A 25,562-nucleotide genomic window follows, 5' to 3' on the forward strand; every position below is an offset into this window, starting at 1 on the left:
TTCCCCGACGGCGGAGAAATCCCAACAAAATACACCTGTGAGGCGGAAGATATCGCGCCACCATTAGAATGGGATGGAGTCCCGAAGCATACGCGCAGTCTTGTTTTGATTGTTGATGATCCCGACGCGCCGGATCCGAACGCGCCCAGGATGATGTGGGTTCATTAGGTTCTCTATAACATATCGCCGGAAGCAGCAGGTCTAACTGAAGGCGCGACTTCAAACGATCTTCCTCCCGGGACGGAACAAGGTTTAAATGACTGGGAAAAGGCTGCGTATGGCGGACCATGTCCCCCGATCGGTCGGCAATTCCGCTGTGCTCCATTGCTGCCGGTGAACAACAGCGTTAGGGCTCTTTAAAGTCATAGTATGAATAATCTAGTTATCTTGATTTTGTTAATGATTCTATCGGGGTGTTCGTCGAAACCTCTGATAGTTAATAATCCAGAAGAGTTTACTGGTTTGGGTGGAAATGAAGTTTATGTCGTAAGTCATGGGTKGCATACTGGTTTTGTTATTCCCGCRCCTGCAATTCAAGAAGTTGTCCCTGAACTAAAACGACGCTTTGGAGATACCCCATATATTGAGTTTGGGTGGGGAGATAAAGGGTTTTATCAAGCAAAAGAAATYACATCTGGATTGACACTACGGGCCATCTTCTGGTCAACGGAGTCAGTTGTACACTCAGTYGCAGTGCCGRAGAATRTTGAATCGTATTTTTCGGGTAGTGAGATAGAAAAGATTTGCCTGACTAACGGTGAGCTTTCGTCATTGATTGGCTTCATTTCTAATAGCTTTTACAAAAATACCATTGGAAATGTATTGGCGTTAAAAAGTGGGATATATGGAGACAGTCAATTTTATAAAGGGGTTGGTGATTACCATTTAATGAATACGTGTAATCAATGGACTGCCAAAGGGCTTAAAAGTACCGGAATGGATATATCGCCAACATTTAAATTAACCGCTGGCAGTGTTATGAAGTATGTGGCAGCGAATAATTCGGCCCTAACAAGGGCAATCAACTTGCACAATTCAAGCGCCACTACGGCTTGCCGGTTATTGCCGACGTTAGCTCTGTAACCGAGATAAAAAATGCAATCAAGAAAGTGGCTCGTAATGAATAACATCTTCCTTATTGTTTTTCTCCTTATGCAGATCTCCTTGATTGGGTGCTCTGCCGCTACAAATGCATCTGATTTGATTCGACAACAACGTATTGTAGAAAGCCCGCAATGGAACGGGGAAACATTCCAGAATCCGGAACAGGTGCCAGACATTGAAGTGGGCGCAAGTTTAAAGACATTCTGGGACTATTTTTTTAATAAACCAGAAGGGGCTATACCTGCTAACTTACTGCCTGCGGAGCCATTTGATATTACCCAGTGGAATGGGCAACGAGATCTCCAATTCGCCTGGCTAGGGCACACAACTTTCCTTATCAAGATGGATAACAAAGTGATCCTGACAGATCCCATGTTCTCTCAACGGGCAGGATCCTTTGGATGGTTGAGTCCTAAGCGATACTCTAAAACGTTCCTTCAACGGACAAGCTACCCGTGGTCGACGTGGTATTAATTACTCATAATCATCCTGACCATCTGGACGAGGATTCTATTAAGGCACTTATTTCCAAGACCAAGCACTTCGTAACAACTTCGTTACATCCATTGTTTATCCATTTTTAAAGTGTCCTGCCATTGAGCGCAGAACGGTTGTTATGGTAAATCACAATGACAAAATAGCCAAAAGTGACTTTATTAACAACTACTTACCCTAGCTTCATTTAACCTCCTCTCCCTAACAAGCCCCTCATCCTGATTGCGCTTAGCAAAGCGCTAACACGTTTCTTACGGGAACGGTAATGCAGCAAGCGTATAAACGAATTCCCTTACTGTCACTAAAACCATTCATTTATCGAGGATATACTCCGGCAATGTAAATTTACTGTTAAAAGCAAGTAACTGCTTGCAATCGAAAGTGGCTACAAAACCAACAAAAATAACAATTCAACTAACGTGCTGGCAGATCCCTCTCCCGTCGCTGGATGTTTAAGCTAAGCGCAGTAGCAACCGGTGCATTTAGTACAGAGATACCTCTGTCTTTGATCCAATTGGAGCTGAGGGTGAGTGTCGTTAATAAAAATAAAAAGAAGGTAAATCTATGAGTAGTCGTTTATTACCGGAATTTGAGCTAAAAACGCCACAGAGCGTCGATGAGACCCTCGAATTGTTGGCAACCAATGGGGAGAGCGCCGTTATCATTTCGGGTGGTTCCGATCTGCTGGTGGCCATGAAATTCAGCCGATCCCCGGCCACCGTTATAAGCATTGCCGAGTTGCCAGATCTGGATTATATCAAGTTTGATCCAGAACTGGGCCTGCATATAGGTGCCCGGGTCACCCTCGCTCAAGTGTTGCGAAGCGAGGTAATTAAGGAACATTATCCCCCTTTGTGGCAGGCGGCAGAGACCTTTGCCACCCCGCAGATCCGTAACAGTGCCACCGTGATCGGCAATGTGCTGCGAGGTTCACCCGCCGGTGACTGCTCCTGCGCCATCTTGGCACTAGGAGGGCAACTGGTGCTGAAAAACAATAAAAGTAGCCGTGAAGTGCCCATCGACGACTTCTGGACAGGCTACAACCAGACCGCCCTCAAGCGTGACGAACTGGCGATGGAAATTAAGCTGCCAGCCCCCGGTGCCTGTACCCGCTCAGTGTTTAAGCGCATGACCCGAGTCAACGAAGATTTAGCCAAGCTTAATGCGGCCGTGCGACTGGAGATGAATGGCAAGGTGTGTCACAGCGCCCGGTTAGCCATAGGCTGTGTTGGGCCCACCACCATGCGTCTGCCCAAGACGGAGGCATTGTTGGCAGGCAGTGAAATCAACGCCACGACCTTAGCTGCAATTGCCGATACCGTGGCCACCGAGATCTCACCCATTGACGACAAACGTTCCACTAGGGACTACCGCATGCATATGTCCGGAGTGCTGGTAAAGCGCCTGGTAATCCAAGCTGCGGGCTTAACCGCCTGAACCGTCGACTGCATTCCTTTTACACCAGTACCCGGAGTAATAAATGAATAAACACACCGTTAACCTGACTGTCAATGGCGAAGCCTTGACGCTCAGCATTCCAGCGAACCAAACCCTGCTAGAAACCCTGCGCGAGCAGCTTAATCTGACTGACACCAAATATGGCTGTGGCACCGGCGAATGCGGTGCTTGTACCGTCATCGTCGACGGTGATAAGAGTATCAACTCCTGCCTGACGCTGACGGCCATGATGGAGGGCCGCTCGATCACCACCGCCATCGGCCTGGTGAAAGACGGCCAGCTTAACCCGGTGCAGAAAGCTTTCGTTTCAGAGTCCGCCGTACAGTGCGGTTACTGCACACCAGGTATGGTGTTGAAGAGCACGAGCCTGCTGCTCAACAACCCCAATCCAACCGAAGAGGAAATCCGTAAGGAGCTGGAAGGCAACATCTGTCGCTGCACAGGTTACGATGCCATCGTCAAGGCAGTGCAAAAAGCCGCCGAAGATTTCCCGGTTATAAACGCCGCCGAGTGACAGGAGCAAAACCATGAGTGAGTTTTCAGTTATCGGGAAAAATGTTCCCAAGGACGATGCCGTTGAAAAGGTCACCGGCCAAGCCATTTACGCCGCAGATATTAAGATGCCGGGCATGTTGTACGGCAAAATTGTGCGCTGCATGCAATACGCCCATGCCAGAGTAACCAGATTGGATATTAGCGAGGCGTTGCAAGTACCGGGTGTGGTCAAGATCCTCCGGCCTGAGGATGTGACGGCGAAAACCTACAACACCAGTGCCATTGACATCACCCAGTCGGAAAAGATGGCTGAGGTCATGGGGGATTTGGAAGACCAGCATATTTTTACTCACTATGTACGCCACCAGGGGGATGCCATCTGTGGGGTGATAGCCAAGAGTGAAGCTATCGCAGAACGCGCCGCCGCTAAGATCAAGGTGGAATACGAGCCGTTACCTGTGATCATGACACCTGCGGATGCCAGTAAGGAAGGCGCCCCGCAATTGAGTCCGCACAAGCCCGGCAACATGGCTTTTCAACTGCCGGAAAGCCTGTTCCCGGACAACAGTTACGGCTGGGGCGATACAGCGTCTTTGATGAAAGAGGCCGATGTTATCATCGAAGACACCTTCTATGTTAACAAGCAGAAGCAGTGCCAGATGGAGCCCCATTCCTATGTGGCCCACTACGATATGCGTGGCCGCCTGAACTGCTGGTCTTCCGGGCAGATGCCCAAGCTGTCGCAGGTCATGTTGTCGGAACTGTTCGAACTACCGATGTCGCGGGTCAAGATCCACCAGACCATGGTCGGTGGTGGCTTCGGTGGCCGTCTGGGGCTGGTGTTCGAGCCGGAAACCTGCGCCATGGCATTGGCGGTGCCAGGTCGACCGGTCAAGGTGCAATCCTTGCGCGAAGAAGATTGGGTCGCCTCCGAGAGCCGCCATGCCGGCGACTACTGGATGAAGCTGGGGTTCAAGAAAGACGGCACACCTGTGGCCTGTGAGGCGAAGTTCAAAAGCAATACCGGCGCTTACTTCACCCATGCCTCAGGCGTGGGATTCACCACGGGAGCCTGGCTGGCCGGGATGTACAATTTTGGTGCCCTCAAGTATCAGTCGGAAGCGTATTTCACCAATCAGGCGCCGGCCGGTGCCTTCCGAGGCTTTGGCAATCCGCAGACGAACTTCGTCCTGGAGCAGATGGTCGACCGGGCCTGCGCTCAGTTGAACATAGATCCGGTCGATTGGCGTCTGAAGTGGGGCAAGGGCGTCGGTGACGACAGCTGGATCCTTGGGGTTCCTTATGAGTCCTGCCAGCTGCCCGAGTGTATTAAGCAAGGTGCCGAGGCGATAGGCTGGGCCGAAAAGCGTGAAAAATATGCCAACCAAACCGGCACCAAGCGTCGCGGTGTCGGCGTGGCGGTCGTTAACCATACCAGTGGCGCCGCGGGAATGATTCTGGAGCACACTGTTTGCACTGTAATGCTTAACGAAGATGCCAGTGTCATCGTCAGTACCGCCTGTTCTGATCTCGGCCAGGGGGCGAATACGGTACTGCATCAAATGGCCGCCGAATCACTCGGTTTGCCGATGGAAGACGTCTACGTAAAGACCGGTGACACCGATAGCAACGGTTTTGATATCGGCGCTCACGCCAGCCGCACCACCTTCGTCGGCGGCCGTGCACTGCTCAGCGCCTGTGAAGATGTCAAACGCCAGCTGCTGGAGCGGGCCAGCCATGCCCTCGATGCCGATGTCGATGAACTCGAGATGGTCAACAAGCAGATCTTCGTTAAATATGCCCCTGAGCGTACCATCGACGTGGCAACCATCGCGTATCAAGGCATATATCAGCCGATCGATCCGGCCACCGGTAAGCCCGAGGGGATCCCGGGACAGATCATCGGCATGTCGAGCCACCATGAAACGAAAAGCTCACCGCCGTTCAGTGCCACCTTCATCGATCTGGAAGTGGATATCGAAACAGGGGAAATCACCCTGCACGACATGGTACTGACCCATGATATTGGCAGGGTGTTGCATCCGGCGATGTGTGAAGGCCAGATGCATGGTGGCGCCCAACAAGGCCTGGGGATGGTGTTGACCGAGGAGACCTACTATGACGCCAACGGTCTGTGTATTAATAATGGTTTCACCGATTATAAACTGCTCGGCTCCTCAGACATGCCCAATACTCGGGTGATCTTCGTTGAGGAGCCGGATGCTTATGGTCCCTTCGGTGCCAAAGGCGTTGGCGAATCCTCAGTGGTTAGCCCTGTTGGAGCAACGGCCAATGCGGTATTTCATGCCCTGGGTATCCAGATCACCGAGGCGCCGCTGACGCCGGAGAAGGTGTTGAAGGCCATCCAGCAAAGCGGCCTCACGTTCGACTAAGACCGACTGATGGGGAGGTGGCTTCGGCCACTTTCTCCATAATAGGAAAATTCATGAGTGGAGTGAGTTTTATGTCGGATTATCTTGCTGAGGTTCGATGGTAATCAAATATAAATAAAAAGACGATTTTCCGGTTCACCTAATAAATGTCGCAATGGTATGACATTCGTTAAAAAGGTTAAGTGAACCCATAAATTAATAAGTAGTCTTTAGAATAAGAGGTAATAAAATGAAGGCATATACCATATTCATTCGCGATGCACTTGGACTGTTATTGATCACTTCCTCTGCTGTTGTTTTGTTTGGTATTCACCTCGATGTCGTCGCATTGTTTAACTACATATTCCATGAAGAGGCTTTTGCAAGCACGTACCTATATGAATCCCTCCCTATGCTCTCTTGCCTGATCCCGGCAGTGCTCATTGCCAAGTTCATTAATCAGCCTAAATGGATTGCCATAGTAAAAGCCGCCCGGGCGCAAGAAGTTTTAAAAAGCGCATCTCAATAAAAGCATTCCCCACAACATAAGTTCACCAAAGAAACAGATTACATTTTTTAGCAGTCAGAGAGTCTGAGTCATTGAGGTTCAGTGATGATTCATCTGAAATCAGTAAGATCTGTGCACTTACGCGATATAGAGGTCAAGATTAATGAGTATTTTTGCTCAGGCAGCTCTACTAGAACAACAAAACACGCCTTTTGCGTTTGCTAACATTATCGAAACGCGAGGTTCTGCACCTCGTCATTCAGGACAAATGCTTATCAAAGCAGACGGTACCATCATCGGCACCGTCGGTGGCGGCATGATCGAACGCTACGTCATCGAACAGTCCATTGAAGCTCTGCAAGAAAGGAAATCCCGGGTAGTAAAAGGCCGTATGACACGATCCGGCCCAGAAGCGATGGGCATGGACTGCGGCGGCGCAATGACTGTTTCAATCGATGTTTACGGCCTGCGCCCAGCTTTATTACTAATTGGTGGCGGCCACGTAAACCGCGCCGTTGCCCATGCGGCTCACGTTTTAGGTTTCGATATCAGCGTCGCCGATGCTTACGAAGATAGCCTGGCCGAAGCGCATTTTCCCTCAGGAACCAAACGCATTTTAGGTAAAACGATGGATGATGCCATCGACCAGCTAGATATTAACAAAGAGAGCTTTGTGGTTATTGCGACTAACCATCAGGATCAAGATGCGATTACCAAAGTCGTCGGTTGTGATACCCAATATATCGGTCTGATGGCAAGTCGCCGCAAAGTACAAACCTTATTCAATCACTTGCGAAAAAGTAACGTCAGCGAAGCCCATATTCAGGCCATTCACTCGCCGATTGGTTTCAATATTGGCGCAGAGACGCCGGAAGAAATCGCCATCAGCATTATGGCTGAAGTCCTCAAAGTGAAACATCAGTCTTCTGGTGGGTTAATGAAAGATGATACCCGCCTGAACCGCAACAAACTGGTGCTGGTACGTGGCGCCGGCGATATCGCGACAGGGGTGGCTATTCGACTTCATAATGCCGGCTTTAAAGTCGTGATGACCGATATCGCCCAACCCACAGTGATTCGCTGCAGCGTTGCCTTTGCCCAGTGTTTATACGGTGATCCCATTGAAGTCGAAGGCGTGACAGCCAGAAAAGCCCATAGCAGTGAAGATGTTTTCAATGCGATTGAACAGGGTCTGATCCCGGTCATGGTTGATGAGGAGTGCTGCTCGCTTGGCAACTTAGCACCGACCTTCCTTGTCGATGCCATTCTTGCCAAACGCAACCTGGGCACGACCCAAGATATGGCTCCGGTCACCATAGCTTTAGGCCCGGGCTTTAATGCTGGCGTCGATTGTGATGCGGTCATTGAAACCAATCGCGGCCATCATTTAGGCCGGATCATCTATCAAGGGGAAACCCAGCCAAATACGGGGATCCCCGGCAATATCGCCGGATACACCCACCAGCGAGTTCTGCGCGCCCCTTGCCAGGGAATTATGCATAATCACGTCAAACTCGGCGATATTGTCGAAGAAGGTGATGTTATCGCCCACGTTGGCGACAGTCAGGTTGTTGCACCATTGAACGGCATGGTACGCGGCCTGCTCAATGAAGGATTAACTGTTACTGAAGGGTTTAAAATCGGCGACATTGATCCCCGCGGCATTGAGGCCGACTTTACAACCGTTTCGGATAAAGCTCGTGCCATTGGCGGCAGCGTACTTGAAGCGATGCTGTACCTGGAGCAAACCACATTGAATTAGCTTTATACCAAATCCATAAATTATCTGAATGGCTCGTTAATTATTGGAATAAGTATCAATATCCCTTACAGAAGAAAGCTCGATAAGGGCTTTCTCTCTGACTAAGGTCAACATCAAAGTCACGAAAAGAGGATTTGTCGCAAAGTTATGCTGAAGAAACAACTGTTAGGCTAATAAAAAGCCTGAATGAAATGGTAAGTCAAAGCACTTATCGATATGGAGAGACCACACTCACATGCAACGAAGACGTCCCCCGCAAAATCAGAGCGCACCGGAAGAGCTGGTTGCTCAGTTGAGGCTCGATGAATTAAAGCTGTTCAACCTGGTGGCTAAACTGGGTAGCTTCAGTGCCGCACCGCAAGCCGCCGGATCCGCCGTCTGGAGGAGAGTCTCAACCTGCGCTTGTTCGAGCGAAAAATGACGGCTCGCCCGATAAAACAGTACACGATTGACTTTTTCGTCATTCAGTCATTAGTACTACCCCGCAAGTTCTAAAGTTCCTCATAGTTAACACTCAAGGGTAATGAGATAGGAGTTCACCATAGGCTGCTTGTAGTAACCTATCTGTCTGACTTCGACTTAGATAAAATCTCTGCCTTGGCATTACTAACTCTCCTTCATGGCTGAAATGACCGAAGGATCATTGATCAGATTAAATAACAGGCTCTTTGCTGATGTTCTCTGGGAATCGGATAAGACCTTCTTTGGGTTCTCTCTGGATTGTGTAAGTATGTTTTTGACGAACTTGCTGTTAGTACCAGATAGTTCATACACAAACCTGAGAGTGTCTAGCAACTCACCCTGAGGCAAACTATAAACAGCCATCTCACAACCAAGGCTATCCATGGAAAGTAAGTTGTTCACTACCACCTTACGCTCAGCCTTGAACTTCTCTTTGGCTTCATAGGCATCAATCAAAGCCTGCACTCTGTCGGCGATAGCTATAGGCACTTCCATTGTTTTAGTTTCATGAGTCATTACTAATTCTCCTGTTCTAGCTGGGATTTAATCACTGGGACATTGAATAATGCCGATACTGATTGGCGGGATTTACCTACAGCCTTAGCAATTTGGGTATGGTTCATTCCTGACAACTTTAGACCAATCGCCTTCTGCTTCCACTCCTCAACCTCTTTCACTGGCTCAAGTTTACGCTTTAGCTCATGTTTCGGCATCAACTTTAGCGTTAATGTGAGGTAATGCATTGGCCATAGTGTGATCTCCTGTTATGTAATCAACCCAGCATATTTTTTTTTAACCTTAAAGGGCCACATTAGAGATAGTACTCTAACTAGTTTATTTCCAGCATCGAGTCTGCGGGATCATGGCTGACTCATCTTTGTCGGATAGTGAGTTAGAGCTGTTGCTCGTAACATTTCTCGAGATACTTAATTGACCAAATTTTCGTAATATCTAAATTAACACTGTGTCAAAAAAACAGGTGGTATGGGGCTCTTGCCCTAACATGACTCAAAATGGACAATGATGGTTGCTATTTATGCCACATTTGACATCCCTTCATAAGGGATTAGCAATGGAAAAAAATAAATTATTGCGCACTCACAGAAAATTGAAGTGCAAAGCATGGGCACAGAGGCGAGTAGATGGCAGTTATGGTTATCGTGACAGTTGAGAGCTACGCACAAAATTAATAGAAAATTCAGCTACTAGTCTAACAGAAAATTACGCTGCCATTTTTGCATGGTTGACGACAGACAATCTATCGGCAACGCTGTTCGGCAAAGATATCTCTACGTTTAAAAGAGATTTGGGAACATTTGCAAAAGATATTGGCATCAATCCAACCAGAAAAACTAGGCAGATAACATTTTTTTATCTGCACATTACAGCAATGCCACACCCCTTTAAGCTAATCACTATTAAATCGATTAGCCCTACAAAGAGGTGTTTATGTTACAAATCAATATCAAAAATGTGCATATTGGGGAGCAACCTTCATCGCCATAATCACAATTGTCGCGGCTTTGGTATTGAGCTTTGCTGTTGTCGCGTTCAATTAAGCCTAACCTCCCTAATTGACGAAAAATGGTTTGAGCGATTGCAATATAGTGTACTCAATAACACTAAATTTTGATTCTTTTTAGGTTTGCCTTTTAATCAGGTTAAAAATTTCTCAACCAGACATCTTCATTCACAGATGCTTTATTTTTGCGTTTTTTCTTACCGCTGCCTTCAGGTTTTGCCATTGGTTTATCTACGGCTAAAAGTGCATCACTGACAGCTTCATCGACTTCAAAACCCTCTACTTGCTCACGTTCAAGTCGGATCTTGTTCTTCTTTTCGATGATTTTGAAATGATGATAATCTTCATGATCGATAAGCGATAACGCTAAGCCCACTTCACCAGCACGGCCACTTCGACCAATACGGTGCATGTAGTCTGATGGACTTCTTGGTAAGTCAAAATTGATCACCACCGGCAGTTTTTCGATGTCTAGACCACGGGCAGCAATATCAGTAGCAATTAACACTTCAATCTCGCCTGATTTAAACGCTTCAAGCACGCGAGTACGAGCGCCCTGGCCTTTATCGCCATGAAACACTTCTGCGGTAATACCACGTTTAGAGAGTTTGTCAGCTAAGTGCTCACAGCTGTTTTTGGCATTAACGAAAATAAGCGCTTGTCGCCATTGATGTTGTTTGATCAAATGCGCTAATAAGGCTGTTTTTTCCCCTTTGTTAACGGTAAAAACGCGCTGTACTAAGGTACTGGCATCAGCACTTTGCAATTGTATTTCAACAGGGTCGTTGAGCAATTCTTGGGTTAAAGCCTGTACTTTTTCAGGAAAGGTCGCTGAAAATAATAAAGTTTGCTTTTTCTTTGGCAATAATGCCAACAGCGCAGATAGCTCGTCAGTAAAGCCTAAACTTAACATCCGATCGGCTTCATCAAGCACTAAGGTTTTAACCCTATCGAGCTTAATGGCATTACTTGAAATCAAATCGAGTAATCGGCCAGGCGTTGCAACCAAAATATCAGTGCCACCGCGTAATGCGAGCATTTGAGTATTCGCTGATACACCACCAAAAACAGCAACCGTTTTAATCACGCCGTTAAAATGCACCGCATAAGATTTAATGCTGTCAGCAACTTGCTTGGCTAGTTCACGGGTAGGCACCAAAATCAGTCCAGAAACATAGTTACCTTCACTGCTTTTGCTACTCAATGGTTTTTCAGCATGCTGTTGCAGAAAAAGGTGCTGCAATATAGGCAGTGCAAAGGTGGCCGTTTTACCCGAACCGGTATTTGCCCCTGCAATTAAGTCACGTCCTGCTAATACACTTGGGATGGCTTGCGCTTGAATGGGCGTTGGCTGCTGATATTCCAGCTCTGTTAATCGAGCTAACAAGGGTGGAATAAGGCCAAGTTCTGTAAAGTTGGCTGGCGTTGTGACAGTGGTCATTAATATAAAGGGCTCAAAGCTAAGATAATAGCCCACTATTTTAGCGTATTTATACCCCGTTAAGTTAGTAAAATCGATCAAACCCTGCCGTAATGTCATTCAATCCCCGTATACCTTTGCATAACGAATCTGATGGTTAATGGGGTGAGGGGATCAGTTTGATTTCTTCGTTACTCGAACTACTAAGGATTTCTTATTGGTTCGTTAACTGCCGAGCAATAAGAAATCCTCGGCAGTTTATTTCTAGGCCGTAATGCTTATGCGACGTTTAATATTTTCTGTTGATGTGAAAGGTACTCATCATAAGTGCCTTGGAAGTTAACGAGCTTCTTGTTTTTCACATCAATAATAGAAGTGGCAAGAGAGGATACAAACTCACGGTCATGGCTTACAAAGATAAGTGTGCCTTGATAATCTTTAAGTGCGTTGTTTAGCGCTTCTATCGCTTCCATGTCCATGTGGTTAGTTGGTTCGTCCATCACTAGCACATTGATGTCTTGCATCATTAACTTACCAAACAATAAGCGGTTCTTTTCACCACCAGAGCAGTTCTTTGCTTTCTTATTTGCATCATCCGCGGTGAACAGTAAACGGCCTAAAATACCACGAACCATCAAATCATCATGCTTCGTTGTGCGCCACTGTGAGATCCAATCGAAGATACTTAAATCGTTGTCGAAATCAGCCGTACTGTCTTGTGGGCAGTAACCAATAGAAGCATTTTCAGACCACTTTACAACACCGTGATTTTGCTCTAATTCGTTTACTAGGCAGCGTAGTAATGTCGTTTTACCGACACCGTTTTCGCCAATCACCGCTAAACGAGTACCGGCTTCCAGAAGTAAGTTACCTTTCTCGAACAGTAGTTCATCTTCAAATGCATGCCCTAAATCTTGTAGCTCAAGTGCTTGGCGATGCAGCTTCTTGCCTTCACCAAAATCAATCGATGGGCTAATACGGCTAGTCGATTTAACATCGTCTAGCTTAATTTTATCCATCTTCTTCGCACGAGAACTTGCTTGTTTAGCTTTAGAAGCGTTTGCACCAAATCGATTAACGAAATCTTGCAATTCGCTAATCTCAGCCGCTTTTTTTGCATTGCCTGCCAGCAACTGCTCACGGATGAGACCTGATGCCTCAAGGAAGTACTCGTAGTTACCAGGGTAGATACGGAGCTCACCGTAATCGATATCTGCCATGTGGGTACATACTGAGTTCAAGAAGTGACGGTCATGCGAAATGATGATCATTGTACACTTACGTTGATTTAGCTCTTCTGCTAGCCAGTTAATAGTATGAATATCCAGGTTGTTGGTTGGTTCATCTAACAACAAGATGTCAGGGTTGGCGAAAAGTGCTTGTGCAAGTAACACACGTAGTTTCCAACCTGGAGCAACGTGCTGCATTAGGCCAAAATGGAATTCTTCTTCAATACCTGCTTGTAGCAAAATATCGCCAGCACGGCTTTCTGCTGTGTAGCCGTCCATTTCTGCGAATTCACTTTCAAGTTCAGCGACTTTCATGCCGTCTTCTTCACTCATTTCTGGTAGTGAGTAAATACGGTCACGTTCTTTTTTGATTTCCCAAAGTTTACGGTCACCCATGATCACCACATCGATAACGTTGTGTTGTTCAAAGGCGAATTGGTCCTGGCTCAATACGCCAAGTTTCAACCCAGGAGTGATAGACACGTTGCCAGAGCTTGGAGTCAATGTGCCACTAAGAATCTTCATGAACGTTGATTTACCGCATCCATTGGCTCCGATTAGGCCGTAACGGTTACCGTTACCGAACTTAGCGGAAATGTTTTCAAATAAAGGCTCGGCGCCAAATTGCATGGTGATGTTAGCGGTTGAGATCAAAGAAATATTCCTAGGTATTAAGATTGGCTAATCGCTTAGTCAGAGATGCCAAATAAACTGAAGTTAAAGTACGAATTAATAGGCGGCGAATTATACAGACTTATTGAACAAATAACAGATGTGAGACGTAAGTCACAGAAGGTAATTGTGTTGGAGGAAGAATCAAGAGGATGCTCAGTTAAATTGAGTTTTAATTTCATGTGGTTAGCTGAATTTGATGCATCGACAGCATCCATAGTTAAGGAAGTAAAGACATCAATCGCCCAAATGGCTGAGTAAAATGGATTGAAGTTGTTGATGTTTTTGCTGCCAACTTCTAGTTGGCCAACAATTTCTATCCTCGTGTTTGGCCATTTATAGGGAGTTTGTGGCATTTGCAACCCCCAACTTTATTTGAAAACCTGACTGATAGAGTAAAAGGTCTATAAAGGTTATATCCCAAAATGAGCGAGCTTATATTGGCTTGATATGTGATTTTCACTAGAGTCAATTGCATAACGCAAATGCCTAAGTCAGTAAGGTCTATAATAAATAGTTGTCCGGAGCAAAAACGCAACGGAGGCTAGGGCCTGTTTATCTTTCGACATAATTGCTGCTGGAGGCTATTTTTTCAGCTAACAAGGCGAAAGATATGCCATGTAGTTGTCCTACTTAAATATCTGACAACACAGTTAGATGGAAAAATAGCCCCAGCCCTTCGGGTAAAGGCTAAAAAAGCTTCATACTGCGTTACTCAGAGCTCATTTAGAATAACTAAACTTCTCTCTTCGTGCCTTGCCTGAAGACTTTTTTAGTCTTTACAGCTGTAATGTTGAAAGATAAACAGGCCCTCACATAATGCCAATTATCACTGTCTACCCACCGACCAAGAATCAACCGCACCCAGTGAAAGTCTGGACTGACGACATTGATCCAGAAACAGCGGAGCAGCTCAGGCGTACCGCTTCTTTACCCTTTATTTATCATCATGTGGCTGGAATGCCAGATGTCCATCTTGGAAAAGGGGCAACGATTGGCAGTGTTATTGCGACAACTGATGCGATCGTACCCGCAGCCACAGGTGTCGATATTGGCTGTGGCGTCAATTCAGTTCGCTTATCCCTGACTGGCTCCGATCTACCGGAGAACCTAAAGAAGATCCGCAGTGCCATTGAGCAGGTCATTCCGTTGGGGCCCGGTCAGGAACATCGAGTGGCCAAGATCAAGGGGAATTCAACCTTGGCGATGAGGCTAGAACATATTCTCCGTGAAAACCCAGAGCTTAGGAAAATGCTTAAGCCCGGCCGTTGGGCACGTCAAGCAGGAACGCTGGGTGGCGGAAACCACTTCTTTGAATTGTGCCTCGATGAAGCAGACAACCTCTGGGTGATGCTCCACTCAGGCAGCCGTGGAATAGGAAACACCATTGGTCGCTATTTTATCGCGCAGGCAAAACAGGAAATGGAACGCGCGAATATTCATTTACCGGATGCCAACTTGGCCTACTTCAAGAAGGGAACCCAAAATTATGATAAGTACATTGAAGGCGTAAGTTGGGCACAGGACTATGCTCGCATCAACCGTGAGCTGATGATGAAGGCGGCACTGAGGGTGTTGGCCTGCTACTTGCCTCCTTTTACGGTGACCCATGAAGCGATCAACTGTCACCATAACTACATCGAACGCGAAGTGCATTTCGGTCATGAGGTCTGGGTGACCCGCAAGGGCGCTATTCGGGCTAGGAAAGGGGATTTAGGTGTGATCCCGGGAAGCATGGGGGCAAGCTCTTATGTGGTTCGGGGCTTGGGAAACCCGGAGTCATTTTTCAGCTGCAGCCATGGGGCAGGCCGAAGACTTTCTCGTACCCAGGCCAAGAAGCAATATACGGTCAACGATCTGATTAAGCAGACCACCGGCGTTGAATGTCGCAAGGATAGTGGTGTGATCGATGAGATCCCAGCCGCATACAAGGACATCGATACAGTGATGAGAAACCAGAGTGATCTGGTTGAGGTGGTTCATACCTTGCGGCAAATCGTAAACATCAAGTACGGTTGGGAACTTTTTTAGACTGGTACACCCGTGTAAAAGTTTAGACTGAGATTTGACGGGTAATAACTCATATAAAAATCCTGACTAAGTAACTTAAAACCTATCCATTTAAGAGAGTGGAACTGGCACTTGCTTCTAATAATATAAATCAAAAATAAAAAACATAGATCAAGATGGCAGTGGAGCTGACGGACTAGGGAGCGCAGCGAGTCTGTTCGGCACGGAACGAATCGGACAAGCGAAGCGCGTCAGTTGTGTACTCGATCTAAAGGGAACCCTGAAACTCACTTGGCAAAGATCCCCCCGCCGCTCTGAACGCTTTACGGTTTACACCTCTTTACATAAAGCGAACCCCGTAAAGTTCGTACCACAATCAAAAATTCCCACTTTCCAGTTTGAACAGCTTTTTGGCTAGGCGGTCATACCAAACTTAAGCTTGTTGATTACCTGCTTAATGCGCTCACCCCCTTCTTTGGTGTTGCAGATGGAAATCGGCGTTACTAATCCAAGGGCAATGTTCTCTGTGTAAAACCATTGCTCTGTTGCATTCTCATCCTCGAAGTAGGTGTACGCCATATCAAACAGGTCTTGTGGGATTTGTCGTGTGTTCATGCTTGCTCCTCCACCTAATGGGCATACTCAGGTAAGCATACGTGCTTTTTTAGCCCTTAGGCATGGATTTCTGTGCGAAACCAGAACGCGAGCTGATACAGGCTTATCCACTTTCGAACACTCATTTTCAGTGGAAAGAAGACCTATACCAATTTGGTACATTTCAACGATGAAATCGTTGGACTATATCGACTTCGATAATTGGCGAGGTGCTGAAGCGCAAAACGAATAGCAAAAGTGGGTATTTAACATATAGCCTGTAATGCGCCCAAACAAACAGGACACTTTAAAACAGGATAAACAAACAACAATATTTCGACGAGGAACCAAATGAAAAAGCCAGCCCATGACGGACTGGCTTTGGTGCTGATGAACAGCGGGGTCAACCTGGACATATGAATTATTTGGATTAGTCTGAATGCATTCTGTCAGTTTCGTTTCCTCGATGTGACTAGATCTGACAGGTTGCCCTAAATCGGTTCTGCCCCAAAACGCGTTAGAGCTAAAGCTCATACACATTCCATTAATACCAATTTGCCAAAATTTTTCTAGTACCCGAGCCCCCATCCAATCCAACACATAAACTTACACTTACCAAGGCCAATAACATTAAATAACCAAGGGACTTCGATGTCTTCCCAGCATTCAGTTCCAGAGATCGTTGCACCGACGGTCAAAAAAACATCGAACAGGGGATAACTGATTTTCGCTGATTGTCGTGGGTCTTGTAGATCACCAATACACTGAGAAAAAGCCTCAATGCTTATTTCGGAACTCCCGAAAAAGGGAGTATAAGATCACAATTTTATCTGCGGATCCAATTCGCAAAAGCTGGTCAAAAATAATCTCGTTCTCACCCTGATTAGGATGAGCTATTTATACGGGGTGTATCAAAAAAGAAACAATATTCTAGATAGTATGGCTTGCATAAGCATCTATATTTAGAAGGGAAATGCTGGCGAAAAGGACAGGGAAGGATTTTGCATATATTGCATTTGGAGGCTTTATGCTTATCGATAAACAGCATCAGTTGCTGTTTCGGTTAGTGGGTTTGATTTCGTTGTTTTTGGCTCTATTGGTTCCCCGTTGGGGATTTTGCGCAACGGCGAATGCAGATACTTATCAGCAGGCCAAGAGTCTCCTAAAGAAATCGACTACTTATTTTGCCCGTCAGAAGCGGTTCAGTGTGGATACGCGAAGTACCATCGAAGTAGTACTATATTCTGGGCAGAAAATCCAGTTTGATCAAGCCGCCAGTTTGTCAGTGCAGCGTCCGGACAAACTGCGCGCCGAATGCCATGGTGATTTGGTCGATCAAATATTTTACTACGACGGGCAGTCACTCACTCTTTATAACCCGCAGGACAAATACTATGCGACGGTCTCTGCCCCAATAATCTGGAGGCCATGCTTGATTTCGCACGGGAGTCTCTGGATATCGTCGCCCCTGCGGGAGATTTTCTTTATACGGAAGCATTCGAGATCCTAATGTAGGGTGTGACGGTTGGATATGTTGTTGGCAAGAGTGTGATCGAGGGTGTGCGTTGTGACCATCTTGCATTCCGCAGCCCATACGTTGATTGGCAACTTTGGGTACAGGAAGGCAGTGAGCCGTTACCACGTAAGCTGGTAATTACGTCGAGGGATGTTGTGAACGCGCCACAGTTTGCAGTGCTGATGACCAAGTGAAATCTGAAGCCCGAGTTCGGTGGTGATGCATTTGTATCCAAGTCACCGACTAATGCACAACAGGTTGATTTTTTTCTGCGTGAACCGAGTGGGGGTGCGTTAAAAGATGCCGTTTCCATTGCGACTGTGCGACGAGTACACCAGAGGTAGGTATGGGGATTTCGCATCTCGATAGCAACACTGTCGGTCAAATGAGTAAAGTCATAGGAATAACTTTATGAAAACATACGGTATGGCCATTATCACCACCACCCTTTTGGTGGGGGGGGGCTTCAGTCAGGCCTCTGTCGCGAACGATACCGACCAATGGCATTATGAGGTAACACCTTATCTGCTTGCTGCGGGAATGGAAGGAACGGTTGGCGTGAAAGATCACACCGCCGATGTCGACGCCTCCTTCAGCGACATTGTAGACAACCTCAATATGGGATTCATGGGAATCTTCACGGCGAAAAAGGGGCCTTGGACCTTTGCCCTGGAGGGTGTGTATATGAAACTGGATGACAGTGGTGCGTCTTCCGTCACTGGTCCCGGCGGATTCGTATCAAGGAAGGGCGAGCTGGATGTTACAAACTCTATGTATATTGCCCAAGGTACGGTTGGATATCGGTTGGTTGACGGTAAGACCAAGTTAAATGGACACGGTGGGCTCCGCTACACAAAACTGGAAGTTGATATGGACATTGTAATCCAGTTTGATGAGCCTCAGCCATTCGGAGGTGCTGCCAGCGAAGAAGGCTCTGAAAACTGGGTTGATGCGGTGGTCGGCTTGCACGTAATGCACCCGGTGTCGGATATGGTGACACTGACAGGTTACGTGGATATAGGCGGGGGAGGATCGGACTTGACCTATCAGGTGATGGCCGGAGTTAACTGGGAGTTTCACAAAGGATATACGGCCAAGCTGGGTTACCGTTATCTGTATTGGGACTATGAAGATGACGGTTTTGTATGGGATATGGCTGCGAAGGGACCCTATCTTGGTTTGGGGATTCGCTTCTAGATTTGTACAGCCGCAGGCCCTGGTGTTGTTGGAACGCGTTTATAGACTAATTTCGCTTGAACTGTTGTTACATGATAGCTCTAAGGAGTGATAATGAAACACGCTAGGTTAAAAACACTAAGTGAGTCGATCAGGCGGGTGTATGTACCTGATACAGACTGGTCAGGAAATGGGGCTGCCGTTATTAGCACGTTTCTGGTTACCACCGCGGTTACTCTGGGGTATACGCCGATAGCAGGGGCTGCACAATCATTTGATCGCACGGTACTGCCTATCATTGCACCTACGCCGCCTGTTTATACCGAACTTGACGTGCGCAATGCGACGCCGCCGCCGCGCTTCGAGGTGAAGGCGCCCGAAGATGCACCCAATGTGGTGGTCGTGTTGGTCGACGACCTCGGCTTTGCAGGCACCAGCACATTCGGCGGACCGGTCCAGACCCCGACTTTTGACCGTGCGGCCGCGGAAGGGGTGCGCTACAACAATTTCCATACCACCGCCGTCTCCTCGCCGACACGCGCGGCGATCAAGAGTGGGCGAAATCACCATGACAACAACATGGGCGGTATCATTGAGACCGGCACGGCGTTCCCCGGCAATACCGGCCAGATCCCTCAAGACGTGGCTCCTATTGCCGAGATGCTCCGCCACAACGGCTATAGTACGGCTGCTTTCGGCAAGTGGCATGAGACTGCGGCCTGGGAAGCAAGTATTTCTGGTCCTTTCGACCGCTGGCCTACGCAGCAGGGCTTTGACAAGTTCTACGGCTTTCTTGGCGGAGAGACTAATCAGTGGGCACCGTATATCTATGACGGAACTCATCCGGTGGAGCTGCCGGATGATCCAAACTATCATTTCCTGACCGATATGACCGATCAAACGGTTGCCTGGCTTAAATACCAAAAGGCGCTGACGCCGGATAAGCCATTCTTCATTTATTACGCGCCGGGTGCAACCCACGCGCCGCACCATGTGCCCAAGGACTGGATTGCCCGCTGGAAGGGGAAGTTCGACCAGGGCTGGGATAAATTGCGAGAGCAGATCCTGGCACGTCAGATCGAAAAGGGTATTGTACCAAAAGGTACCCAACTCGCCCCCAAGCCCAAGGCGATCCCGGATTGGGATATGCTGAGCGCGGATGAGAAGAAACTGTTTACCCATCAGGCTGAGGTGTTTGCTGCCTATATCGAGATGACCGACCATGAGATCGGCCGGGTAGTTGAGGCCATTGAGGAAACAGGACAGTTTGACAACACGCTGATCTTCTTTGTTTACGGAGACAACGGCACCAGCGCCGAGGGCGGTCGCAACGGCATGTTCAGCGAGATGACTTACTTCAACGGCGTGCACGAGAAGGTTCCGGATATGCTCAAGGTCATGGACAAGTGGGGCGGCCCCGAAACCTACCCACACATGGCCGCAGGCTGGGCGGTGGCATTCGACACCCCGTATAAGTGGACCAAGCAGATGGCGTCAGACCATGGTGGAACCAAGGTCGGCATGGCCATCCATTGGCCTAAAGGCATCAAGTCCAAGGGCGGGCAACGCGACCAGTTTCATCACGTCATCGACGTGGCGCCGACTATTCTCGAGGCCGCTGGATTGCCTGAGCCCAAAGAAGTTAACGGCGTTCCGCAGCGCCCGATGGACGGTGTGAGCATGGTCTACAGCTTCGACGATGCCGAAGCGAAAGAGAGACATGTCACCCAGTACTTCGAAATGTTCGGCAACCGCGGCATCTATCACGATGGCTGGTTCGCACGGACTATCCACAAGGCGCCGTGGGAAGTTCATCCTCGCCGTGGGCTTACCGAGGATATCTGGGAACTCTATGACACGCGTACCGATTTCAGTCTGGTGAACGATTTGTCGCAAAAGAATCCGGAGAAGCTTGCTGAGATGGAGACCTTGTTTATGCAAGAGGCAGAAAAGAACAAGGTACTGCCTATCGACGATCGCACCATAGAGCGGATTAACCCCGCCATAGCAGGCCGTCCAGACCTCATGAAGGGGCGCACCTCGCTGACGTTGGCCGAAGGAATGACCGGCATGACCGAAAATGTGTTCCTGAACATCAAGAACCGGTCCAAGACCATTACTGCAGTGGTGGAGGTTCCTGAGGATGGAGGCAACGGTGCTATCATCGTCCAGGGCGGCCGTTTCGGTGGGTGGGCGTTGTATGTGAAAGAAGGCGTGCCAGCCTACGATTACAATTTCCTCGGTTTGGAGCGCTTTACTGTTGCAGGTAAGGATAAGCTCAAACCCGGCAAGTCCATCATTCGTTTCGAGTTCGATTATGATGGTGGCGGATTGGCCAAGGGGGGCTTAGGGACGTTGTTCGTGAATGATCAGAAGGTTGCCGAAGGGCGGATCCCGCACACCCAACCGATGGTCTTCTCCGCCGACGAGACCGCAGACGTGGGTATTGACCTTGCGACGCCAGTCGTGGAAGCAATTGGCTCGGAAGCCAAATCGCGTTTCACCGGCAAGATCAACAAAGTGACTGTCGAAGTGGCGCCGATGAAGTAGGTCAAGAAGCAGAATAGGATGAACCCGCGGCCAGAGCGGATGGCGTTGTGCCTTCTTTTCTGGCCTCGTTTTGTTGTTAGGAGTAAGTATCATGAGCAAAACGCAGTCGAGCGAAGCGATATCGGTGAGTGACATGGCGCAAGGCATTCATGTTGTTGCCAAGCCCGTCGGCCCGGTTTGTAACATCCAGTGCGAGTATTGCTTCTATCTCGAGAAGCGTGCGCTGTTCCCCCCTACTGAACACTACCGTATGTCGGATGAGGTGTTGGCAGCATATATTCAACAGTATGTCGAGTCGCAGCCGACACCTGTGGTCGAGTTCCTCTGGCAAGGCGGTGAGCCGACTCTTCTGGGTATCGACTTCTTCCGCAAGGTGATTGAGTTGCAGGCACCCTACCGGCAGAATAAGGAAATCAGGAACAGCCTGCAGACCAACGGCGTGCGCCTGGATGATGCCTGGTGCGAGTTCTTCAAGGCCAACGACTTTTTCATCGGCATCAGCCTGGACGGACCCAAGGAGATCCACGACCGGTACCGTAAGGATCGGCGCGGCGAAGGGACCTTCGAGCGTGTCATGCGGGGGATTTGGCTGCTGCAAAAGCACCAGGTAGAATTTAATGTGCTTGCCTGCGTCGGTCGCGAGACGGCCTATCGCCCCCTTGACGTCTATCGCTTTTTTAAGGAAGCGGGCATCAAGTACATCCAGTTTGCTCCCATCGTCGAGCGCATGCCCGCTCAAGAGACGGCCTCCCTCGGGCTATGGCTGGCTTCGCCGGCAACGCTTGAGCGGCAGGAGCCGAATACGGAGGTTACGCCCTGGACAGTGGAGCCCGAGCAGTACGGCGATTTCCTGATCGCTATCTATGAGGAGTGGGTGCGCAAGGATGTGGGAGAGATTTTCGTCATGAATTTCGAATGGGCCCTCACAGCTTGGGTGGGCGAGCCATCGCCGGTGTGCATTTTCGCGCAACGGTGTGGCCGCGCCGTTGCAATGGAACATGACGGCAGCGTCTTTGCCTGTGACCATTATGTCTATCCAGATCACCGACTGGGCAATGTGCTCAGCGGTGATCTGGGACAAATGGTCGAGCAGTCGGTAGCAAAGGGGTTCGGGCCGCACAAGGAACGGACTCTGCCGCGCTGGTGCCGCGAGTGCGACGTGCTGAACGCCTGCTGGGGAGGTTGCCCGAAGCATCGCTTCGCGACTTCACCCCACGGAGAGCCGGGGCTGCATTACCTTTGCGTGGGCTACCAGAAGTTCTTCCGACACATCCGTAAATATCTGCGTGCCATGGCCACGCTGCTGGGAAACGAGTTACCTGTATCCTACGTGATGGAGGCGGTAAAAGGACCGCTGGTGATAAGAAGGCCTGGGAACGAACCTCAGCAACATACCGATGCTGACAAATGATTTGTTTAGGGAAGCCCATTTCGGTGTCTAGCGATTTCAAAAGAGAACCACTCTTCTACAATCGCTATCTTTGAACTAGTACCGTTTCAACTTTGTTTTGAACGATTAAGCTACCATTCTAATGGTAGTTCTCTTGCTTCTATCAACACCTTCAATGATCGGCTTTTCCTTGCGACTCGACTTATCAGCTTTTCTGCCTCTAACTTCAAGGTAGCTTGAAACGGTACTAGACTCCCAGTGGTGTTCTGAATGGTTAGATAATTAATGGAATTGGTATATACGTTCCAGCCCAAAAGCCGAGTATCAATATCACTCGGCTAAAAGGAATACGCTTATGAGGATTTGGTATTACTTAAGTGTTGCATCAAGAAAGTGCACCACAGTTTGAGCCAAATCATCTAACAGAGGACGAACATGTTCCAACTCTACTTGATCTTTTTGGCTTTCTAGTGGTTTTCCAAAGCCTTTCCTTACCCCGGCAGCCAGCCTTTCACCGGATAAGCTGTCGGAAAATTCTGCTTCTGAAAAAAGTTGGACCATTTCATCTCTCTTTCCAGCGGCAGTGGAAGCTTCTGCTAAAACAAATGTGACGGGAATATATTCATAAGCGGCTAAATCTTCCGGGGTGGCTGTTACCCCAGTTATTGCTGCGCGGAGATGAATTACATCTTTTCCCGGTTTGTCTACGATCTCATATTTTTTACCAACTTCTTCTCTGACCGCGTTATTTAAATAGGCATTTATACTTGTAAGCACCTCCGAACTAATTTGTTCTCCCGGTTGCGGGGCTGGATATAAAACAATTGGATCTATCATGATCTTAGAATAGTTATGTTCTGTTAATGTTGGACTTTTCCATCCAAGCACGGGTATGGATGCCTCACCAGAAGACACGGTAACTTTTTCCAGTTGTGAATAGTCACTGAGAAAACCTGAATACTTTTCTTTCTCGACTGTCTTAGAGGTGCAAGCTGCCACCATTACGCAAAAAAACATGACGGATAAAAATTTCATTTTTTGATATAGCGCGTTATAAATATCGTCGAAATTAACCAACACTAATCTCCTTTAGTTGGTTGTTATTTATCTAAATATAGTTGGTGGGTTTATATTTACAAATAAGAAACTTTTGATTTATTGGTAGGCGCGCAGTTAACTAGGGCGTGTTTATATTTCGAGATTTTTTTGAATAGCATAGTGAATCGTTATAATTTGCTTCGCTAAAAATAAACACATGAAATTACCCTGCCAAGAACAATGCTAACAGACACAACCAGTGGAAAAAACTATCATCAGTGATGCAACAAAATGATCGTATTTATAATAAACCTGAACATCGGATAACTTGTGGCGGTATTCTCTTTTGCATGAGAACGGGTTGTCCTTGGCGAGATATTAAAGAGCAATACAGTCTACACAATAAAGCGCCAAAACCAACGCTGCACTAAACAGAGGAACAAAGGGGGCTCATGAAGAGGGCGTACTGTCCTGGCTTGGACAACGCAGGCTCACCAGCAACAAGCGTCCCACCTCAATTCGAGACTGCGATTTCAACAATATTGTGTGAAATAAGGTTTGACCAATCCAGTACAGTGACATCAGAAACCCGGCGGTGTCTTGTTCCATGGGTAACCTTTCACAGCCATATCGAAGCCGGTCTGAAACAGCGCTCGCATGTATTCTGTATCAAACTCCTCACGGTGAGGGGCATTGAAACTCTCAGGTACATAAGCCAAGTTGTAATCCACACCGTCGCGTTGCGTGATCAGATAGACCCTGTACAGGTCGCCGACTCCTTGAGTCTGTATGAGCGAGGATATGGCACGCTCCGCTATACTCATCGTCTGACGCTCGACTGAAGCCCATTTGGGATCCAGTTTGGCATTGCGGATGATGTAAGCGTATCGATCCCTCTTCACATGCCTTTTCTCTGATACCTCCTTTGCATGCAACTCGGGCGGATAGATGAATAGTTGTGACATTGTACCGCCATCCACATGCATTTCCTGGTACGAGCGGCCCCCGGCTTCGACATCGATCATGACTGGTGGAAAGGCTCCTGGGATCGACGCTGAGGCGATCAAAATAGAACGAAATAGATGTAGCGCCTTAGGATCACCGCTGGCGGCAATCTTTGTCAGGTTCCATATAACGGAATGACGGGCGTCCAGATCCACAGTGGCGACAAGGAGAATCCTGCCTTTCTCATGTTCGGCTGCCACAGCTTTAAGCAAGGATTCGTCGATCTCTTTTTCTAGAAGTTGCCACAGAGGAGAGGTGTCGGCCATCGCATCAGAGGTAAGTGCGGCGAGAAACCAGCGTTCCTTGATAATGTCCTCAGGAGATAGGCTTGTGTACATCTTTTTGAGTCGATGATCGTATGCAGGCCCGAGGAATGCAAATGGAGCAATCAGTGCACCGGTGCTGACACCGGTCACCAGTTTAAAGTTCGGTCTGTTTCCCGTGGCTGTCCACCCGTTCAGCAGTCCGGCACCAAAGGCACCGTGATCACCACCACCGGATATGACCAGAAAGTGTACTGGCGGTAATGGCCCCGTGTGGCCACTCGCCTTGAGATGGTTCATTTCCCGCCAAAATGATTCGATAGCATCATTTTGAAGTGCCTCGGTGTCGATACCCAAGCGATACCGCACGTTTTCCATACCCGGCACCACAGCCTGCATTGTCAAATGTTCCGGGACGGCTTCCTTTCTCATTATGCCAACGCAACCAGCGAGTATTAATGTGGTGACTAATCCAACAATCAGAATAATAATTCGCATGGTTATCTTCCTATCTACCAATT

The 25,562-nt window shown here is 48.1% G+C and carries 22 protein-coding genes and 3 pseudogenes; 16 read left to right on the top strand and 9 right to left on the bottom strand.

Annotation, left to right across the window (positions count from 1 at the left end):
- The 9 genes and pseudogenes from L4D76_RS18405 to L4D76_RS18445 all read left to right on the top strand — a co-directional run.
- Positions 1 to 360, top strand: a pseudogene (locus L4D76_RS18405) (YbhB/YbcL family Raf kinase inhibitor-like protein); the annotation flags it as partial.
- Positions 361 to 369: 9 nt separating this feature from the next.
- On the top strand, positions 370 to 1,083 hold the full coding sequence (locus L4D76_RS18410) for a TIGR02117 family protein (RefSeq protein WP_428442350.1): 714 nt from the start codon (positions 370 to 372) through the stop codon (positions 1,081 to 1,083).
- Positions 1,084 to 1,095: 12 nt separating this feature from the next.
- The gene (locus L4D76_RS18415; protein ID WP_428442351.1) at positions 1,096 to 1,578 is read left to right on the top strand and encodes an MBL fold metallo-hydrolase; all 483 of its coding nucleotides are present in this window, start codon (positions 1,096 to 1,098) and stop codon (positions 1,576 to 1,578) included.
- A gap of 585 nt (positions 1,579 to 2,163) precedes the next feature.
- The gene (locus L4D76_RS18420; protein WP_428442352.1) at positions 2,164 to 3,036 is read left to right on the top strand and encodes an FAD binding domain-containing protein; all 873 of its coding nucleotides are present in this window, start codon (positions 2,164 to 2,166) and stop codon (positions 3,034 to 3,036) included.
- A gap of 43 nt (positions 3,037 to 3,079) precedes the next feature.
- Positions 3,080 to 3,571, top strand: a complete 492-nt coding sequence (locus tag L4D76_RS18425) for a (2Fe-2S)-binding protein (RefSeq protein ID WP_428442353.1) — start codon at positions 3,080 to 3,082, stop codon at positions 3,569 to 3,571.
- A gap of 13 nt (positions 3,572 to 3,584) precedes the next feature.
- The gene (locus L4D76_RS18430) at positions 3,585 to 5,945 is read left to right on the top strand and encodes a xanthine dehydrogenase family protein molybdopterin-binding subunit (protein ID WP_428442354.1); all 2,361 of its coding nucleotides are present in this window, start codon (positions 3,585 to 3,587) and stop codon (positions 5,943 to 5,945) included.
- 229 nt (positions 5,946 to 6,174) lie between these two features.
- Complete coding sequence (locus L4D76_RS18435; RefSeq protein WP_428442355.1) at positions 6,175 to 6,453, top strand: D-fructose-6-phosphate amidotransferase; 279 nt, start codon at positions 6,175 to 6,177, stop codon at positions 6,451 to 6,453.
- Positions 6,454 to 6,595: 142 nt separating this feature from the next.
- Positions 6,596 to 8,194: a selenium-dependent molybdenum cofactor biosynthesis protein YqeB gene (gene yqeB / locus L4D76_RS18440; RefSeq protein ID WP_428442356.1), complete on the top strand. Its 1,599-nt coding sequence runs from the start codon at positions 6,596 to 6,598 to the stop codon at positions 8,192 to 8,194.
- Positions 8,195 to 8,429: 235 nt separating this feature from the next.
- The gene (locus L4D76_RS18445; RefSeq protein WP_428442357.1) at positions 8,430 to 8,615 is read left to right on the top strand and encodes a helix-turn-helix domain-containing protein; all 186 of its coding nucleotides are present in this window, start codon (positions 8,430 to 8,432) and stop codon (positions 8,613 to 8,615) included.
- 185 nt (positions 8,616 to 8,800) lie between these two features.
- Here L4D76_RS18445 and L4D76_RS18450 read toward each other — a convergent pair whose 3' ends face one another.
- The 5 genes from L4D76_RS18450 to L4D76_RS18470 form a co-directional block, all read right to left on the bottom strand.
- Positions 8,801 to 9,172 carry a hypothetical protein gene (locus tag L4D76_RS18450; RefSeq protein ID WP_428442358.1) on the bottom strand — a complete coding sequence of 124 codons (372 nt, stop codon included), beginning with the start codon at positions 9,170 to 9,172 and terminating at the stop codon, positions 8,801 to 8,803.
- A 2-nt stretch (positions 9,173 to 9,174) separates the two neighbouring features.
- Positions 9,175 to 9,369, bottom strand: coding sequence for a helix-turn-helix domain-containing protein (locus tag L4D76_RS18455; protein WP_428442359.1), 195 nt, complete (start codon positions 9,367 to 9,369; stop codon positions 9,175 to 9,177).
- Positions 9,370 to 10,317: 948 nt separating this feature from the next.
- A complete protein-coding gene (locus L4D76_RS18460; protein ID WP_428442406.1) occupies positions 10,318 to 11,619 on the bottom strand; it encodes a DEAD/DEAH box helicase in 1,302 nt (433 codons plus the stop codon).
- Positions 11,620 to 11,876: 257 nt separating this feature from the next.
- Positions 11,877 to 13,481 (bottom strand): ABC-F family ATPase, encoded by a 1,605-nt coding sequence (locus L4D76_RS18465; protein ID WP_428442360.1) that lies wholly within the window; start codon positions 13,479 to 13,481, stop codon positions 11,877 to 11,879.
- A 35-nt stretch (positions 13,482 to 13,516) separates the two neighbouring features.
- Positions 13,517 to 13,855, bottom strand: a complete 339-nt coding sequence (locus L4D76_RS18470; protein ID WP_428442361.1) for a hypothetical protein — start codon at positions 13,853 to 13,855, stop codon at positions 13,517 to 13,519.
- 463 nt (positions 13,856 to 14,318) lie between these two features.
- On the opposite strand from L4D76_RS18470, the gene L4D76_RS18475 reads away from it, so the two are divergent.
- Positions 14,319 to 15,530, top strand: coding sequence for an RtcB family protein (locus L4D76_RS18475; protein WP_428442362.1), 1,212 nt, complete (start codon positions 14,319 to 14,321; stop codon positions 15,528 to 15,530).
- Between the two features lie 393 nt (positions 15,531 to 15,923).
- On the opposite strand, the gene L4D76_RS18480 is transcribed toward L4D76_RS18475, so the two are convergent.
- A complete protein-coding gene (locus L4D76_RS18480; protein ID WP_428442363.1) occupies positions 15,924 to 16,124 on the bottom strand; it encodes an antitoxin Xre/MbcA/ParS toxin-binding domain-containing protein in 201 nt (66 codons plus the stop codon).
- A 626-nt stretch (positions 16,125 to 16,750) separates the two neighbouring features.
- Positions 16,751 to 16,891 (bottom strand): annotated as a pseudogene (locus L4D76_RS18485) (transposase family protein); the annotation flags it as partial.
- Positions 16,892 to 17,130: 239 nt separating this feature from the next.
- Here L4D76_RS18485 and L4D76_RS18490 point away from each other — a divergent pair.
- From L4D76_RS18490 to L4D76_RS18510, 5 genes are all read left to right on the top strand, one after another.
- Positions 17,131 to 17,613, top strand: coding sequence for a DUF2092 domain-containing protein (locus L4D76_RS18490; protein ID WP_428442364.1), 483 nt, complete (start codon positions 17,131 to 17,133; stop codon positions 17,611 to 17,613).
- 8 nt (positions 17,614 to 17,621) lie between these two features.
- The gene (locus L4D76_RS18495) at positions 17,622 to 17,813 is read left to right on the top strand and encodes a DUF2092 domain-containing protein (RefSeq protein WP_428442365.1); all 192 of its coding nucleotides are present in this window, start codon (positions 17,622 to 17,624) and stop codon (positions 17,811 to 17,813) included.
- Between the two features lie 217 nt (positions 17,814 to 18,030).
- Complete coding sequence (locus tag L4D76_RS18500; protein ID WP_428442366.1) at positions 18,031 to 18,816, top strand: porin family protein; 786 nt, start codon at positions 18,031 to 18,033, stop codon at positions 18,814 to 18,816.
- Positions 18,817 to 18,909: 93 nt separating this feature from the next.
- A complete protein-coding gene (locus tag L4D76_RS18505) occupies positions 18,910 to 21,345 on the top strand; it encodes an arylsulfatase (protein WP_428442367.1) in 2,436 nt (811 codons plus the stop codon).
- 91 nt (positions 21,346 to 21,436) lie between these two features.
- The gene (locus L4D76_RS18510; protein ID WP_428442368.1) at positions 21,437 to 22,756 is read left to right on the top strand and encodes an anaerobic sulfatase maturase; all 1,320 of its coding nucleotides are present in this window, start codon (positions 21,437 to 21,439) and stop codon (positions 22,754 to 22,756) included.
- A gap of 348 nt (positions 22,757 to 23,104) precedes the next feature.
- Here the strand turns inward: L4D76_RS18510 and L4D76_RS18515 are convergent, their stop codons facing one another.
- On the bottom strand, positions 23,105 to 23,815 hold the full coding sequence (locus L4D76_RS18515) for a DUF3313 domain-containing protein (RefSeq protein ID WP_428442369.1): 711 nt from the start codon (positions 23,813 to 23,815) through the stop codon (positions 23,105 to 23,107).
- A 224-nt stretch (positions 23,816 to 24,039) separates the two neighbouring features.
- Between L4D76_RS18515 and L4D76_RS18520 the strand changes: the two are divergent.
- Positions 24,040 to 24,204, top strand: a pseudogene (locus L4D76_RS18520) (hypothetical protein); the annotation flags it as partial.
- A gap of 150 nt (positions 24,205 to 24,354) precedes the next feature.
- Here the strand turns inward: L4D76_RS18520 and L4D76_RS18525 are convergent.
- Positions 24,355 to 25,539 (bottom strand): patatin-like phospholipase family protein, encoded by a 1,185-nt coding sequence (locus tag L4D76_RS18525; protein ID WP_428442370.1) that lies wholly within the window; start codon positions 25,537 to 25,539, stop codon positions 24,355 to 24,357.
- Between the last annotated feature and the right edge of the window lie 23 nt (positions 25,540 to 25,562).

Origin of the sequence: Photobacterium sagamiensis, assembly GCF_050337085.1 — a bacterium.
Taxonomy (GTDB): Bacteria; Pseudomonadota; Gammaproteobacteria; order Enterobacterales; family Vibrionaceae; genus Photobacterium; species Photobacterium sagamiensis.

What these genes read in the sequence shown, in the direction of transcription:
- L4D76_RS18500 (WP_428442366.1), top strand. Translation starts at nt 18,031, where the DNA reads ATGAAAACATACGGTATGGCCATTATCACCACCACCCTTTTGGTGGGG.
- L4D76_RS18425 (WP_428442353.1), top strand. Translation starts at nt 3,080, where the DNA reads ATGAATAAACACACCGTTAACCTGACTGTCAATGGCGAAGCCTTGACG.
- L4D76_RS18445 (WP_428442357.1), top strand. Translation starts at nt 8,430, where the DNA reads ATGCAACGAAGACGTCCCCCGCAAAATCAGAGCGCACCGGAAGAGCTG.
- L4D76_RS18420 (WP_428442352.1), top strand. Translation starts at nt 2,164, where the DNA reads ATGAGTAGTCGTTTATTACCGGAATTTGAGCTAAAAACGCCACAGAGC.
- L4D76_RS18480 (WP_428442363.1), bottom strand. Translation starts at nt 16,124, where the DNA reads ATGAACACACGACAAATCCCACAAGACCTGTTTGATATGGCGTACACC.
- L4D76_RS18475 (WP_428442362.1), top strand. Translation starts at nt 14,319, where the DNA reads ATGCCAATTATCACTGTCTACCCACCGACCAAGAATCAACCGCACCCA.
- yqeB (WP_428442356.1), top strand. Translation starts at nt 6,596, where the DNA reads ATGAGTATTTTTGCTCAGGCAGCTCTACTAGAACAACAAAACACGCCT.
- L4D76_RS18490 (WP_428442364.1), top strand. Translation starts at nt 17,131, where the DNA reads ATGCTTATCGATAAACAGCATCAGTTGCTGTTTCGGTTAGTGGGTTTG.
- L4D76_RS18435 (WP_428442355.1), top strand. Translation starts at nt 6,175, where the DNA reads ATGAAGGCATATACCATATTCATTCGCGATGCACTTGGACTGTTATTG.
- L4D76_RS18455 (WP_428442359.1), bottom strand. Translation starts at nt 9,369, where the DNA reads ATGCCGAAACATGAGCTAAAGCGTAAACTTGAGCCAGTGAAAGAGGTT.
- L4D76_RS18525 (WP_428442370.1), bottom strand. Translation starts at nt 25,539, where the DNA reads ATGCGAATTATTATTCTGATTGTTGGATTAGTCACCACATTAATACTC.
- L4D76_RS18415 (WP_428442351.1), top strand. Translation starts at nt 1,096, where the DNA reads ATGCAATCAAGAAAGTGGCTCGTAATGAATAACATCTTCCTTATTGTT.
- L4D76_RS18510 (WP_428442368.1), top strand. Translation starts at nt 21,437, where the DNA reads ATGAGCAAAACGCAGTCGAGCGAAGCGATATCGGTGAGTGACATGGCG.
- L4D76_RS18470 (WP_428442361.1), bottom strand. Translation starts at nt 13,855, where the DNA reads ATGCCACAAACTCCCTATAAATGGCCAAACACGAGGATAGAAATTGTT.
- L4D76_RS18460 (WP_428442406.1), bottom strand. Translation starts at nt 11,619, where the DNA reads ATGACCACTGTCACAACGCCAGCCAACTTTACAGAACTTGGCCTTATT.
- L4D76_RS18450 (WP_428442358.1), bottom strand. Translation starts at nt 9,172, where the DNA reads ATGACTCATGAAACTAAAACAATGGAAGTGCCTATAGCTATCGCCGAC.
- L4D76_RS18505 (WP_428442367.1), top strand. Translation starts at nt 18,910, where the DNA reads ATGAAACACGCTAGGTTAAAAACACTAAGTGAGTCGATCAGGCGGGTG.
- L4D76_RS18430 (WP_428442354.1), top strand. Translation starts at nt 3,585, where the DNA reads ATGAGTGAGTTTTCAGTTATCGGGAAAAATGTTCCCAAGGACGATGCC.